Consider the following 13,012-nt stretch of genomic DNA (forward strand, 5'->3'; position numbering starts at 1 on the left):
ACAATCATTTTTTTGTAAAGAGTTCACAGCAAAAAAAAGCTGTCGGATCATTTTCCGACAGCTTTCACAACATGTGAATCAATTTCCTTTTAAATTGTTAATGGCTTCTTCTACTTCTTTATTATCGTCATCCATAAGAGGAACCATGTCTGTTTCCTTATGCTCCTCTTTCTTTGGCATATATTTCTGGAAAATTGCCGTAAAGAAATAGGAATTGATAAAGGCAATCAGGGGAAATCCAAACAGAATTAACAGCATGGCTACCTGAGGCAGGAAAAACACACCGAAATAAGCAGCCGCAGCTGTAAGCACATCCAAAGCAATGATACCAATGGTCTGAAGCAGATGGCGCACGGACATGAAGAAGGCATTAAACAGCGTCCGCTTCACCGGATTATAAAACCGGGACTGAAGGGCAAACACATAGGTGCTGATAAAGATATACAGCATCAGAAAGCCTCCGAATACAGCCGTCATCAAAAGCTTGGGAACACCTGTAAGACTGTTCATCTGGCCTGTAAGAAAGAACCAGAAGTCAAATGCCAAAAGCGCGCCTGCAGCCAGCAGAATCACCCATATAATCGTAGACTGCACAAAATTCTCCTTAAAGGAATGGAAAAAGTTTTTGATCGTACCGTCATTTTCATCTCGGACCAGTTTCAAAGTCACATAGTACACAGCCGTTGTAGCAGCTCCCGCAGTGACAATTGGAATGGAACACACAATCCACAGAATGTTCAAAAGAATCAAATCTCCCAGCTTTCCGATAAAGCGCCAGACGGGATTGTCATAATTAAACAGGCCTTGAAGCATAATATACCCTCTTCTTTCTTAAAATAAAAATATCACAGAATATTGTACCATATCAGCCCCAAATGCGCAAACTCAAAATAGTTGCAGGAGGATGTGAAATAGCCTATAATAAATGGTATCATCAGCAACAGCCTGCTGACAGTAAAAATCTGCAAACGGAGGAAGCGACACGAATGACTTTACGGCAAGAAGCTCAGGAAGAAAAAGAAAAACTCAAACATATGTCCTGGAAGGACAGGATCTGGTATATCTGGGAATACTACAAATTCCATATGCTGTTAGCATTCATTGCTATGGTAATCCTCTGGGTGATCGGCACCTCTTTGTACCGGCAGTCATTTACCACCCGGCTTTCCATGGCGGTTATCAATGACCGTTCCGGCGGAAATTCCAGTACCGAGCCTTTGATGGCAGGACTGAGGGAAGCCCTGGACTGTGGGAAAAAGGATATTATCGAGATCAATGAAGGCCTGTTTCTGGATACAAATGAGGAAACCATGTCCCAGTATTCATATGCCAGCATGGCAAAAATCGCCGCTCTTGTATCCGGAGGAATGCTGGATATTATGATCGCTGATGAGGCTACCATCCGCCATTACGAAACTCTGGATGCTTACCTGGATCTTAGTGAGCTTTTGCCGAAGGAGCTTTGCAGCCAGCTGGAGGATCAGTTTCTCTATACGACAACCACAGACGGTGAAAAAATCCCCGCTGCCGTTTCTCTGGAAAAATCCTCTTTAAAGGATGATACGGGTATTATCATGGAGCCGCCCTATCTGGCTGTGATCTCTAACACTCAGCATAAAGAAGATATCCTTGGGGCCATTTCCTATCTGTTCCGTTCCCTTGAGCCGTAACATCCCTATGGCTTAATTTTCTTTCTTCAACCACTCTCATACCCAGGCATTCCGCCACTGCGCGGGAGGCCTGGTTTTTTTCATGGATCACCGCCAGAAGTTCTGCTGACAGTACCTCATGGGCGTACTCTGCAATGGCTGTCACTGCCTCCCTTGCATATCCCAATTTCCGGTAAGGTTCAAAAATATGATATCCCAGCTCCAGCCACTGGCTTTTTTCGGGAAGTTTCCTCAAAGCATACTGCTCAAATATTTCCGCCCCCGGCGATGATACTCCTGCCATCCCCACAAGCTCATTTGTTTCCCTGCGCACAAGCGCCCAGGTACCGTATTCATAAAAAGCATACTGACTGCGGATATACTGCTCCATAGTCTCTTCCGACCGGAAAACCGCCTCTTCCCCGGCGTATTCCTCCTCAGGAATCTGCTTAACATCCCCTTTTACAAACTCCCGTATCATCAGCCGTTCAGTGAGATCGATCATCCAGGGAAGCCCCAGATGACGCCGAAGGATCAGCTCCTCCAACTCTTCTGTATCATACTCCCAGCCAGGAACCACATAGGGGATCCCTCTCAGACTCCAATCGCCCTGCACAGCATTCTCTACACCCAAAACAGCCCTTCCGGCAGCTTTCGCCGCCAGAAGGGCCTGTGGTTCATCTGATATCAGAAGCCTGTGATCCGTTCCATCAATACGGATTCTGCGCTCCTTTGTCATCTCAGTACTTCTCCGGTTCCGGATATGTCTCTCCAAATGTATCAACTGTCATGGACTTGATCTTCTGCTCGTTTAACGGGCGGTCGCTGTAATCGGTGCGCTCATCTGCAATCCGGTTTACGACCTCCATGCCCTCTGTGATCTTTCCAAATGCCGCATATGCGCCGTCCAGATGAGGAGATGTTTTATGCATGATAAAGAACTGAGAGCCTGCAGAATCAGGATGCATTGCCCTTGCCATGGACAGAACGCCCTCTGTATGCTTTAAGTCATTTTTAAAGCCGTTCTGGGAAAACTCACCCTTAATGCAGTAGCCGGGGCCGCCCATGCCTGTTCCCTGAGGGCAGCCGCCCTGGATCATAAATCCGCTGATCACGCGGTGAAAGATCAGTCCGTCATAGTATCCTTTCGATACAAGGCTGATAAAATTATTAACTGTGTTGGGAGCAATCTCAGGATATAACTCTGCCTTCATCACATCGCCATTTTCCATGGTAATAGTAATAACTGGATTTGCCATTCTCATAATCTCCTTTTCATTTAATCTTGTTCCACTATACCAAATCACAGGGAATTTGTCCAGCAAAAGGAAGGCCGCCCGGCGTCTTCTCCGGACGGCCTTCCCACTGGAAAACCATTATTCAATCATAATATATTTCTTCTGCTCTATAGCAGGCTTTTCTTCCTTTTTCGGGATAAACAGCTTTAAAATACCGTGCTTAAACTCACCCTTTATATCTTCCTCAACCATGTTCTCTCCTACATAGAAGGAACGCTCACAGGCTCCTGCATACCGCTCCCTGCGGATATAGCGTCCAGTATCCTTTTCCTGCTCATCCTGATCCAGCCCTTTGGCTGCCTGAATGGTCAAATAGCCATTTTCCAGAGAAACCTTAACCTCATCTTTTGTAAATCCGGGCAGATCCATTTCCAGCTCATACCCCTGGTCTGTCTCTTTCACATCGGTCTTCATCAGATTTTTGCCTCTGCGTCCGTACAGCTTTTTTTCAGCTCTTCTTTCATCTCTTTCATCAAAAAACGGAAAATCTCTCATAAACTCGTCAAACATATCTTCTCCAAAAATACTAGGCATCAACATAAATCATCTCTCCTTTTCGTGAAACCTTTTTGGATCTGTGATCTGCGATCTTATATCTTCCAATCCGTCTGCCGATCCACTATGGGAACCTCCGGAATCAAGTTCCTGCTTCTGAACTCTTTCCCTTTGTTCTAGCTGTAATATAACACTTATTATTAGCAATGTCAAGAGGTGAGTGCTAATTATTTTGTGAAGATTTTGTGAAGCCTTGATTTTACGGGCTTCACAGGGATTTTTCACTTACTTTCGCACTCGATTTTCTTGATTTGACCACATTTTTACCACAAATTCTTGGAAAAATATATTCGTCTGATTTTCTTACCACATTTTACGACAACGACTTCTGGTTTATACCACAGCAGGTACGGTTTCTGGCAGATTCATTTTAGACATCTCGTTCTCCACATGAGACTTCTCTGCAATATGATTGTAGACATTCATTGTGATCTGTGCATCCGAATGGCCCATGACATACTGCATAACTTTAGGATTGACATTGTTCTCACCCAATCTGGTACATCCCGTATGACGAAGGGTATGCGATGAAATGGGAGGCATCAGCTCCGGCTCTCGTTTCTCTTCTTCTGCCAGTTTGCTTTCTTTCTTATTATAGGCATTGACAATATTTTTCAGAAAGCTGTTCACTCCCGCTGGCATAATCGGACGTCCATGCTTTGTATTGAAGATGAATCCACTGCGTCCACCAATCTCTACATTACTCTGCAAACCAAGCATCAGGTTCAGCTCTCTCTGTTTACGGAACGCATCATATACCATCTGTGTCATAGGAATGTCTCTGATTCCTGCATCCGTTTTGGTTTCTGAATCATGGAAACAATATCCTTCATCACCTTCATAATATACAAGCTGTCCACCTACATGGATCTCCCGATTCTTCATATCCACATCCGACCAGGTTAAGCCGATGGTTTCACTCACTCTCAGGCAAGCCCCAAACATAACCTGCATCATTGGAAGATGAGGCTTATACACATTACTCTGTTCAACAAACTTCAGAAGTTTTTCCTGCTGTTCCAGTGTCAGTGCTTCTTTCTCCTTTGCTGGAGCCCCATAATCTCCAAGTGTTCCTGTTACCGGATTCTTGCGGATAATCCCATCATCCACTGCCAGTTCAAAACTGGGATTCAATAAGCCATAAAGACCTTTGATCGTACTGTGTGCCAGTCCTTCATCTGACAATGCGGAAAAGAACATCCTTACGTGAGATGTCTTAAAATCTACAACACGAATGTTTCCCAAAGTATTTCGTATCCGGTAGTCCCACATACGGATATAATTCTTTTTCGTTCTTTCCTTGATATTCTTTGTTGCCATGTATCGCTCAAACAACGTATTTACAGTCAGCTTCTTGACTGATGCGTCTGTAATAAGCAGATCCTCCATATCCTTATTGATCTTCTTTTCCATTTCTCGCAGACTCGCCAGATCAGCTGCATAAACCGAATTACGCTTTCCAGTAATTTCATCCTTGTAGCGATACTCATAACGTCCATCCGGACGCTGGTATTCACCTGTTTTTAAATTTCTTCCTTTATTATCTTTTCTTGCCATATCAATCATTCCTTTCACTTCATTTTTCGTTATTCGGAATGATTTTTGTCCTGTCGGTATCAGTCATTTACTGTCTGATATCTGCTCACAGATTAACATAATATTTTATGATTTCCAAGGGTGGATTCCTGCAAAATGCTAATTTTTATTTGCCTTTTTTACAGGAATACTTTTCACTTTTCATTCCGAAGGAAAGTTGTTGTATTTTATCTTCTTATCTTTCATTACACTGCCATTGCATCAAGATATTTTTTTATCTTATCCACGTTATAGAGAACACGTCTTCCAACAATCACTCTTGCTTCTGCATAATCTGCAATTTTCTTTGCAGTTACTTCTCCGCAGGATAACATTGCCATTAATCCTTCAATATCTACCGCCAGACGATTCTCAATCTTATACTCTGTTGTTTTTCTCATGATGCACATACCTCCTTTCCTCCGTATTCTTCTGCATCACCTCCCAGACAGCGGTTATGCCCGTTGTCAGTACACTCTACTTTTTGTTTAGACTTCTTACAATGATTTTCCATTCCGTTCGGCGTGTTGGCTTCCATTTGTACACCTGCTGTCAATGTTACAATCAACCTCTATCAGAATTATTCTGAATGTCGGCAGCTTCTTTCCAAACATACCGACCGTTTCCGGAGTATCTTCAACGCTCCCCATAAAAAGCTATGGATCTTGGCATCTGTGTTAGCTACATTTTCTATAAAGGAAAATATGGTGTACAGCTCATTCAATTTTCAAGGTACAAGAAGGATTTTAAATATCCCCTCATCTATACAGCCCTGTGAGGATAAAATGTTATTCGATTTTTGGAATTTTAAAAAATCCTTTCACTAATAAAGTCCGACAGAAGCGATTTACCAACCTGCTTTTGCGATAATTCACAAAATATTTACATTTCAGCTTTCACTTTCGCTTTAATGCGAACTTTATTGTTCTGTCATTATAATTCGCTTTAATGTTAATGTCAAGTATTTCATTCGCTTAGTTGCGAATGTTTCTGTTTACATTCTGAGATTTTGATAGTAAAATGGAATTATCAAATAGAAAGCAGGAAATCTGATATGACAATTGGTGATAAAATAAAAAAAATCCGGACATTCCGGAATATGACACAGGCAGAACTCGGTGCAGCTCTTGGCTGGGGCGATAAAGGTGCAAACCGCCTTGCCCAATATGAAACTAATTACCGGGTTCCCCGTAAAGATCTGGTTACTGAAATGGCTAAGATTTTGGATGTGAATCCACTGACACTGCATGAGCCAACTACGATGAATGCTTCTGAACTGATGGAAATCCTGTTCTGGATTGACGAATTTAATCCTGGCATGATTAATCTCTTTCAATTAGAGACTTATCCAAGCGAAAAATCAAATTCCAGTGGCGATACCGCTATCCGCTACCATGATTCTGATAGTTGGCCTGCTCATCCGCCTATTGGTATGTGGTTTAATTATGGGATTCTCAATGATTTTCTAAAAGAATGGACACTTAGAAAAGAAGAACTGACATCTGGTGCGATTACCAGAGATGAATATTTTGAATGGAAAATCAACTGGCCACAGACCTGTGATGATTGTGGTAAACGGGAACCGTCGAAACAGTGGCTGAAATCAAGCGAGTAGAGCTTAGTGAAACTTAGCAAAACTTAAATTTATTATATTTTTTTCTTTTTACTCAAGGAAAAGGCACTGAAAAACCGATAATCCATTGTTTTCAGTGCCTTTTTTGCATATTTTTCTATTAAGATTCTCTCACATGCTTATATAAGTGAAACTTAGCGAAACTTAAATTATGCCCAATATGGAATGTACTTTTTATATCTTGGTGCTGTATCCGGGTCCATTACTTTAATATATCCACCTTCGACAGCACTGGTAAGAAGTCTTGATGCCTTGGCCTTCTCTTTTTCTCCCAGACCAAATATTTTTCGAATATCTGAATTAGAAATACCTTCAAAATTGACATATGCTAGACACGCCTGCATATAGCAAGTCCGCATCCGATCTTCTTTGGTAGTTAATTCAAATGGTACTTTTGCAAACAATATTGCTTTTGTGAATTGGTTATTCTGATTTTCAATTCTCGGAGCAAGCAGCTCATTTTTACCGGTTGCTTCAACAATCTTATCATAACCACTGCCACGCTCCTCACAAATACCACATTTGTGCATAAATCCGGCAATGTTTTCATTTCTGGATACTGGCACCGAATCTACAATTCTTTCGATTGCCACCAATGGTGCTCCGGCATTTGAAAACTCGATTCGATTTTTAAACACCTCCACCATTGGATTCGTTCCCCTTTGCTGAAGATCCTGATGTATCATAGCATTTGCCAGCAACTCACGGATAGCGATTTCTGGAAAACTGACAACAGATTTTCTCGTAGTTTCCACAATGACTTCTTCTTGCGGAATAATTGTCATAATATACTGCACGATTTCTTCATGTGAAAATGCATAACCTGCACAAAATTCCTTTTCTCTTATAGCATCCAATCTGGAATTTTCCTTGTACCAAATAACTCGAACCGATCTCCTATGCAAAGATTCGAATTTTTTCAAATCTTTTGCAATCATCAAAGCACCCATATTCGTGATATCCCATGTCCCGGCATCATTTTTCATAATAAATTTTTCATGTTGCAGGTCTTCTAGTACCTTATCTCGATTTCTCGGAATCGGCATTTCAAGTTTGTCATAATATTTAGAATAATCCAGTAATGACACCATTTCATCCTCATTCAGATTTCCCATCGCAATTCGCAATTCATATGGTGTGGAATCAAATGTTCTCCACAATTCTCTTTCTTTATCCGGATACTCTTTTAAGTTCTTTTTATTTGTTCCAATTCTTATATACTCCCCACCAGCGAACTGTACCGGCTGTTTTTCTGCACAAGGAATCTCCATCAGCACAACCATTCCTTCATCCATCGGAACCTCAAAAAATCGGAAATTAATTCTTGGTGAAAGCATCCTGGAAAGCCATGCTTCCAATTCTTCATTTCCCTTTTTCATTTTGCGATACTGAAATTCAGTGCCTACAATTTTGTGCGTTGCATCATCCATACCCCAAACAAGATATGCTTTTGGTCGTTCGCATAATGCTGCTGAATTGCTCAAAGCAGAAATATATTCACCAATCATCTGTGGCTGTTTATTATTACATTTAAATTCTACCCACTCAGTCTCATCCGGAAGTTTTGCAAGTTCCCGGACAAGGCTTTGCAGATATTCTATTGATCGTATTGCCATAAAATCACCCTCTAACTTTGCAATTAACACTATTTTGAAAGAATATCTCGAAAATTAGCATAAACCATCTTAATAATGTCTGGTTCATTATAATATCGTGCAACTAACTCGTATATTTTTATTAAGTTGTTAAATGTGTACTTTTTTCCATCAATTTTTGTAAACGGTCCATCACTTTCAATTAATACTCTTGTTTTTGGTATCAAATACAATTTTTCTTTATTCTTTTCATTTGTTACCATGTTAGAATTAAGTGAAAAATAACATCCTATATCCACTAATTGTTGCAATTGCTCTCCGTTTCCATTAAACCAATGAATAATGCACCTACGAGGACGATATTTTTTCAAAATAGATATTGCTTCTTCCTCCGCTCTTCTAAGATGCACAGACATTAATTTATCCTTTTCTGCACACACTCTTACAATTTGCTCAAAATACATACATTGTTTATTACGCGAAATATAACTTTGTCTTGAAAAATCAAGTCCTATTTCTCCTACATAATTAGTTGTATTTACCAATTGCATAAAATCATAAAAATCCGCATCTTTCAGTGATACATCCTGTGGATGGAATCCAAGTGCAAATTTCAAATATTTTGTTTCCGGATATATGCGTTTACAGGATATATATACTCCAGGCGAATTCGTCATGCACAATGTATATTGTTTTCTTTCATTTATTCCGTCATATATTTTCTGATGCTCTTTGTAATAATCCAGATGAAAGTGTGTATCAATAAGGTGTTGAATCATAATCCCAGATACTCCTTCATTCTCTGATCTGCGGAAAAAAGTTGTACTAAATCCTCTATACTTTTCTTGTATAATGATAAAAATTTTTCAACTTCCTCTTCTGTTAATTCTCCTACGCATCTAATATATCTTTTTAATTCTTTATCCGAAGAATGTTTACAACGATAGATACTTCCAAGCACCGCTCTTAAATCTGCACTCTTCTCACTTTCTTCATATTCTATCAAAAAATCATAAGCTTCTCCCTGATAAGAATATTTTTTTATCTCATCTATGTCCAAAAGTGAACTTTTGCGTATCAAACACGGATAACAGTATCCACAGTTTACAGGATATTCTTTAGAGCCCTTTTTATTATATCTTGCTAAACAAGGATGTGAGCATGAAATTGTATCTGCATAACAGCTTTTAAATGCATCTGTATCTTTAACTTGTCCTACAATCTCTCTCTTTGTATTGTACGCGAAAAAATTGGTAATAGTATTCTTTATTCCTACCTTTTCTAAGATATCATTAAATTGTCTTAAAAAGTACGGATGAGTAGTTCTTGTGCTGCAAGTCCCTTTTCTTCCTCCCGTTAATGGAATATTGAGTCCGATAAATCCATTTTCTGGAATATAAACCGGTACATTTTCTCCCAAAATACCAGCCACACTAAGTGCTGCACATAAAAACAGTAATGATCTGCCACGAGAGGTATTTTCACTCCCCTTTAATATTCCTTCTTTTTCACTTATAGGAGCTCTGGAATTTGCTGTAAAACTAATAAATTTAACGAATTGTTCTGGATAAAGATCCTGAAAAGTCCTGGCAAATAAATTCTGTCTTTTTGCAAGTTTAGGATATTCATTGTGTCCGATTAGACAAGGAGACTCCCCTTGTTCTAACAGTTTAATCGCACCACAAAAAGAATCCAATCCTCCAGAAAACAAGCATACACAATTACAGTTTTGAACATTCAAATGAATTCTATTTGCATGTTCCCTATAACTATATATTATCTCACTTTTTCTAAATGTAATATGCCAATGATCCCCTGTCAAAAATCCCAGTATGTTTTCCCATTGCAATTCCGTACGCTTCCATTTCTCATATTCTAATACTGGAATAGATACGCTTATCTCTCTAGTCCAACAGTCTTTAAATTTTCTTCTGGACACTCTTTTATCCAAAGCAAAAATACTCAAACCTATTATGAACAAATCTTCGTATATTGTAGAAATCTGCAGTTGATCCATTCGGTACCAGCTATCCGTTATGTTGGTAAAAATCGTACTATATTTTTTTCGGTTAATTGAAAAGACATATGCATCTTTCCATTCAGCATCTGGTTTTTTCTCTTGTTCTTTATCAATCCAAAACTGCATCCTTAATCCTCCCCATAATACTTTTCAAATACAGATAAGGCATCGCTTAATGCATCCTCCACAATTTGTGATGTTCCCATGTTAGAAAAATCAACCGATTTCAAATTATCCAAGTTCAAATCACCGTCAATACTGTTTTCTATATATTCATGCATGTCATTTAAAATTGCAGATGTTTGTGCAGGTGTTTTCCCTTTGGATATTTTTTCTTCATATCGAAAATCAAAGTTTTCTTTTATGTATTCTTTCAACATTTCCTTCAGTAATATATCAACTGAAACATTCCCTATATCCGCAATATCTTCTATTTCTAAATTCTCCATAGCCTGTGACAATGCATCCGCTGCCATATTATCTTCTACCGATGCACCATAATTTGTAAATTCATGAAGTAATTCTGTCCAAACAACTTCTGACGATTTTCCAATAAGATCTTCACGATGATACTCACGTAATGCATTATCTATGCCTCCAGAGGCAACCTTTTGTGCAAAACCTAAGACTCCTGCTGCCGCCGATTGAAAACTACCACCTGTCGACATATCTTTTTTCATTGCGGTTGCATATTTACTGGCCGCTTTTGCTTTAGAATCAAAGTCTCTATTATTTATAAAGGCCGTCACTGCTCTTTTTGCGGTTGACCAATGCGGTGTTGTTGGTGCTATATATCCTTTTGATGTACCCATATTAGCTTTCCCTCTGCTCTTTTATTTCTGTAATCTGCTCGTCTGTTAACGTTCCTCTTTTTACCATGTTTTCTAATACAGTATTCATATTTTCCATATCACTATTATACATTGTTCTTAATGCAGCCATATCACCTGCTTTAATAGGAACTGTTGATTTCCCAATTGCATCCACTATTTTTCCTTTATATGCATCAAAATTCAAAAACAAATCTCTTACAACAAAAAATTTCATTTCACCTTTTTCGATTTTAGATGCAACAACCTTAAATGTATCCGCAATTTCTTCTGCACTCAATTTTTTCATATCTTTTATAATAGCCACCATTTGACCAGATTTAGCTCGTCCAATTCTTTCTAAAATTTCTTTCGTATTTTTACTGAATCCAGACTCGTCAATACTAAATCTTTTCAAATTTTCTCTTGTCAAATAAAAATATTTTTCCAATCGATATTTTTCTAATTCAACAGGTTTGCATTCTAGCCACTTTTTTATTTGTGCTGTGTTCCACGGATTCTGAGCATCAACCTTTCCTTCCTTCACTTTTGTTCGAATTTCCTTAAATTCTTTATTTTCAGTATCAAATTCTTTATTCCATTCATTCAATTGTATAAACAAGTCATTATCCAGCTTTTGCAGCACTAATAATTTAGCTAAAATGGAAATATCAATTTCATCACCATAATAAATTTTTGCCAACTGGCGTTTGGTAATAAATGTGTTCAAAAAACGTTTTGCCTGGCGTGGATTGCCTTTCAATGTAGAAGCAACAATTTCCCTTATTTCATCAATAATTTTCGCCGTTTCTTTAAAAGCTGTTTTTCCCCCATCCTGCCAATTCAACCCTAACTCATCAATCAACTTATTAATTTCTTCTAATGTAATTACATCCCCAGAAATTGTTCTTTTTTCTTCAAATATCTTATCTATTAGATGCTTAAAACTCTCTTGTTCCAAATAGCTTTGTGTGACCAGTAATAATAGATAATTTTGTATATCCTTTGCCGATAACTCCGGAATATATATTGGCAGTTGAATAATTTTTTCAATGTATTCTTTGTCCAGTTCTACATCAAATCCATTCATTGGTGGATACTTTTCACGGATAGAGTACTTTATAACATTTTCATCTGCAGCAATAATAAATGTTGTCCTGTCAACAGACAAGAATAGTTTAATTACTTCCAATATTTCAATTATTCGTTCTGGACGACATCTGTCTAAATCATCTATCATTACAACTACATTTTTAATATCGTCACTTTTCAATGCATCAGAAAATTCCTCTCTAAATTTTCTGATATTGTTTATCGTGCTTTCATCATTTGATACATCTTCCTCTTTCCAATATTCATCTTTTAATGATTGTATGGAATTTGCTGCATTTTTGACTGTATTTCCAATTTCTTCAGCACTTCCCGTTACATTTAACAACATAGGCAATGGATTTCCTGTGGCCACGCTTGCAACTACAGGTGCAAGCGTGGATATTGCTTTTGTTCCTAACTTAAACCAGTCAACTCTTTTTATTAATTTTCCCAATTTCTTTTTAGTTTCTTCTACAGGAACTTCTTCTTTAAGTTCCTGTAATAAAGCCTCCATAATTGCGGTTTTAGCATCGTCATATGATTCAAACATCCATGCATTAATAGTTACACAAATAATTCCGTCCTGACTCTTAAGTTTTTCACCTATTAACTTCAATAAGGTTGATTTTCCTGCTCCCCATAATCCAAACACACCGACTGTCAATGGATTATATTGTTCATTTTTTGCAATATCGGCAATTATTCTTGCATACGGCTCATAAAATAAAATATCAATATCTGACGCATTATCTAGCCACATAAAAACCCTCCCTTGCCTTTTCATAC

13 protein-coding genes are annotated in these 13,012 nt (G+C 38.4%); 2 read left to right on the plus strand and 11 right to left on the minus strand.

Annotated elements, in window-relative coordinates:
- Positions 1-78: 78 nt before the first annotated feature.
- Positions 79-813, minus strand: coding sequence for a YesL family protein (locus WKT10_RS01230; RefSeq protein WP_066544701.1), 735 nt, complete (start codon positions 811-813; stop codon positions 79-81).
- A 173-nt stretch (positions 814-986) separates the two neighbouring features.
- Here WKT10_RS01230 and WKT10_RS01235 point away from each other — a divergent pair, with 173 nt between their 5' ends.
- On the plus strand, positions 987-1,670 hold the full coding sequence (locus WKT10_RS01235; RefSeq protein WP_066544703.1) for a hypothetical protein: 684 nt from the start codon (positions 987-989) through the stop codon (positions 1,668-1,670).
- On the opposite strand, the gene WKT10_RS01240 is transcribed toward WKT10_RS01235, so the two are convergent.
- The 5 genes from WKT10_RS01240 to WKT10_RS01260 form a co-directional block, all read right to left on the minus strand.
- On the minus strand, positions 1,603-2,388 hold the full coding sequence (locus tag WKT10_RS01240; RefSeq protein WP_066544705.1) for a GNAT family N-acetyltransferase: 786 nt from the start codon (positions 2,386-2,388) through the stop codon (positions 1,603-1,605). The two genes, WKT10_RS01235 and WKT10_RS01240, sit on opposite strands and share 68 nt — an antisense overlap.
- A 1-nt stretch (position 2,389) precedes the next feature.
- Positions 2,390-2,908, minus strand: a complete 519-nt coding sequence (locus tag WKT10_RS01245; protein ID WP_340274907.1) for a peptidylprolyl isomerase — start codon at positions 2,906-2,908, stop codon at positions 2,390-2,392.
- Positions 2,909-3,025: 117 nt separating this feature from the next.
- Positions 3,026-3,487, minus strand: coding sequence for an Hsp20/alpha crystallin family protein (locus WKT10_RS01250; protein ID WP_066544708.1), 462 nt, complete (start codon positions 3,485-3,487; stop codon positions 3,026-3,028).
- A gap of 348 nt (positions 3,488-3,835) precedes the next feature.
- Entirely contained in the window at positions 3,836-5,059 is a 1,224-nt protein-coding gene (locus WKT10_RS01255; protein WP_002578393.1) for a tyrosine-type recombinase/integrase, read from the minus strand.
- Between the two features lie 224 nt (positions 5,060-5,283).
- The gene (locus tag WKT10_RS01260) at positions 5,284-5,478 is read right to left on the minus strand and encodes a hypothetical protein (RefSeq protein ID WP_066544710.1); all 195 of its coding nucleotides are present in this window, start codon (positions 5,476-5,478) and stop codon (positions 5,284-5,286) included.
- A gap of 653 nt (positions 5,479-6,131) precedes the next feature.
- Between WKT10_RS01260 and WKT10_RS01265 the strand changes: the two genes are divergently transcribed.
- Positions 6,132-6,692 carry a helix-turn-helix domain-containing protein gene (locus tag WKT10_RS01265; protein ID WP_066544712.1) on the plus strand — a complete coding sequence of 187 codons (561 nt, stop codon included), beginning with the start codon at positions 6,132-6,134 and terminating at the stop codon, positions 6,690-6,692.
- A gap of 167 nt (positions 6,693-6,859) precedes the next feature.
- Here WKT10_RS01265 and WKT10_RS01270 read toward each other — a convergent pair whose 3' ends face one another.
- From WKT10_RS01270 to WKT10_RS01290, 5 genes are read right to left on the minus strand one after another with little or no spacing between them, the layout of a single operon-like run.
- On the minus strand, positions 6,860-8,326 hold the full coding sequence (locus tag WKT10_RS01270; RefSeq protein ID WP_066544714.1) for an RNA-binding domain-containing protein: 1,467 nt from the start codon (positions 8,324-8,326) through the stop codon (positions 6,860-6,862).
- A 29-nt stretch (positions 8,327-8,355) separates the two neighbouring features.
- A complete protein-coding gene (locus WKT10_RS01275; RefSeq protein ID WP_055220281.1) occupies positions 8,356-9,084 on the minus strand; it encodes a TatD family hydrolase in 729 nt (242 codons plus the stop codon).
- A complete protein-coding gene (qatC, locus tag WKT10_RS01280; protein ID WP_066544715.1) occupies positions 9,081-10,451 on the minus strand; it encodes a Qat anti-phage system QueC-like protein QatC in 1,371 nt (456 codons plus the stop codon). The genes WKT10_RS01275 and qatC overlap by 4 nt, the downstream gene beginning before the upstream one ends.
- 2 nt (positions 10,452-10,453) lie before the next feature.
- The gene (locus tag WKT10_RS01285) at positions 10,454-11,137 is read right to left on the minus strand and encodes a hypothetical protein (protein ID WP_066544717.1); all 684 of its coding nucleotides are present in this window, start codon (positions 11,135-11,137) and stop codon (positions 10,454-10,456) included.
- A 1-nt stretch (position 11,138) separates the two neighbouring features.
- On the minus strand, positions 11,139-12,986 hold the full coding sequence (locus tag WKT10_RS01290; protein WP_340274916.1) for a KAP family P-loop NTPase fold protein: 1,848 nt from the start codon (positions 12,984-12,986) through the stop codon (positions 11,139-11,141).
- Positions 12,987-13,012 lie beyond the last annotated feature (26 nt).

It is taken from the genome of Enterocloster sp. HCN-30185, from assembly GCF_037890305.1.
In the GTDB taxonomy this organism is placed as follows: domain Bacteria; phylum Bacillota; class Clostridia; order Lachnospirales; family Lachnospiraceae; genus Enterocloster.

Bases quoted from the DNA above. Each gene is read 5' to 3' on its own strand.
- WKT10_RS01230 (WP_066544701.1), bottom strand. From the start codon at position 813: ATGCTTCAAGGCCTGTTTAATTATGACAATCCCGTCTGGCGCTTTATC.
- WKT10_RS01290 (WP_340274916.1), bottom strand. From the start codon at position 12,986: ATGTGGCTAGATAATGCGTCAGATATTGATATTTTATTTTATGAGCCG.
- WKT10_RS01235 (WP_066544703.1), top strand. From the start codon at position 987: ATGACTTTACGGCAAGAAGCTCAGGAAGAAAAAGAAAAACTCAAACAT.
- WKT10_RS01240 (WP_066544705.1), bottom strand. From the start codon at position 2,388: ATGACAAAGGAGCGCAGAATCCGTATTGATGGAACGGATCACAGGCTT.
- WKT10_RS01245 (WP_340274907.1), bottom strand. From the start codon at position 2,908: ATGGCAAATCCAGTTATTACTATTACCATGGAAAATGGCGATGTGATG.
- WKT10_RS01260 (WP_066544710.1), bottom strand. From the start codon at position 5,478: ATGAGAAAAACAACAGAGTATAAGATTGAGAATCGTCTGGCGGTAGAT.
- WKT10_RS01250 (WP_066544708.1), bottom strand. From the start codon at position 3,487: ATGTTGATGCCTAGTATTTTTGGAGAAGATATGTTTGACGAGTTTATG.
- WKT10_RS01285 (WP_066544717.1), bottom strand. From the start codon at position 11,137: ATGGGTACATCAAAAGGATATATAGCACCAACAACACCGCATTGGTCA.
- WKT10_RS01255 (WP_002578393.1), bottom strand. From the start codon at position 5,059: ATGGCAAGAAAAGATAATAAAGGAAGAAATTTAAAAACAGGTGAATAC.
- WKT10_RS01275 (WP_055220281.1), bottom strand. From the start codon at position 9,084: ATGATTCAACACCTTATTGATACACACTTTCATCTGGATTATTACAAA.
- qatC (WP_066544715.1), bottom strand. From the start codon at position 10,451: ATGCAGTTTTGGATTGATAAAGAACAAGAGAAAAAACCAGATGCTGAA.
- WKT10_RS01265 (WP_066544712.1), top strand. From the start codon at position 6,132: ATGACAATTGGTGATAAAATAAAAAAAATCCGGACATTCCGGAATATG.
- WKT10_RS01270 (WP_066544714.1), bottom strand. From the start codon at position 8,326: ATGGCAATACGATCAATAGAATATCTGCAAAGCCTTGTCCGGGAACTT.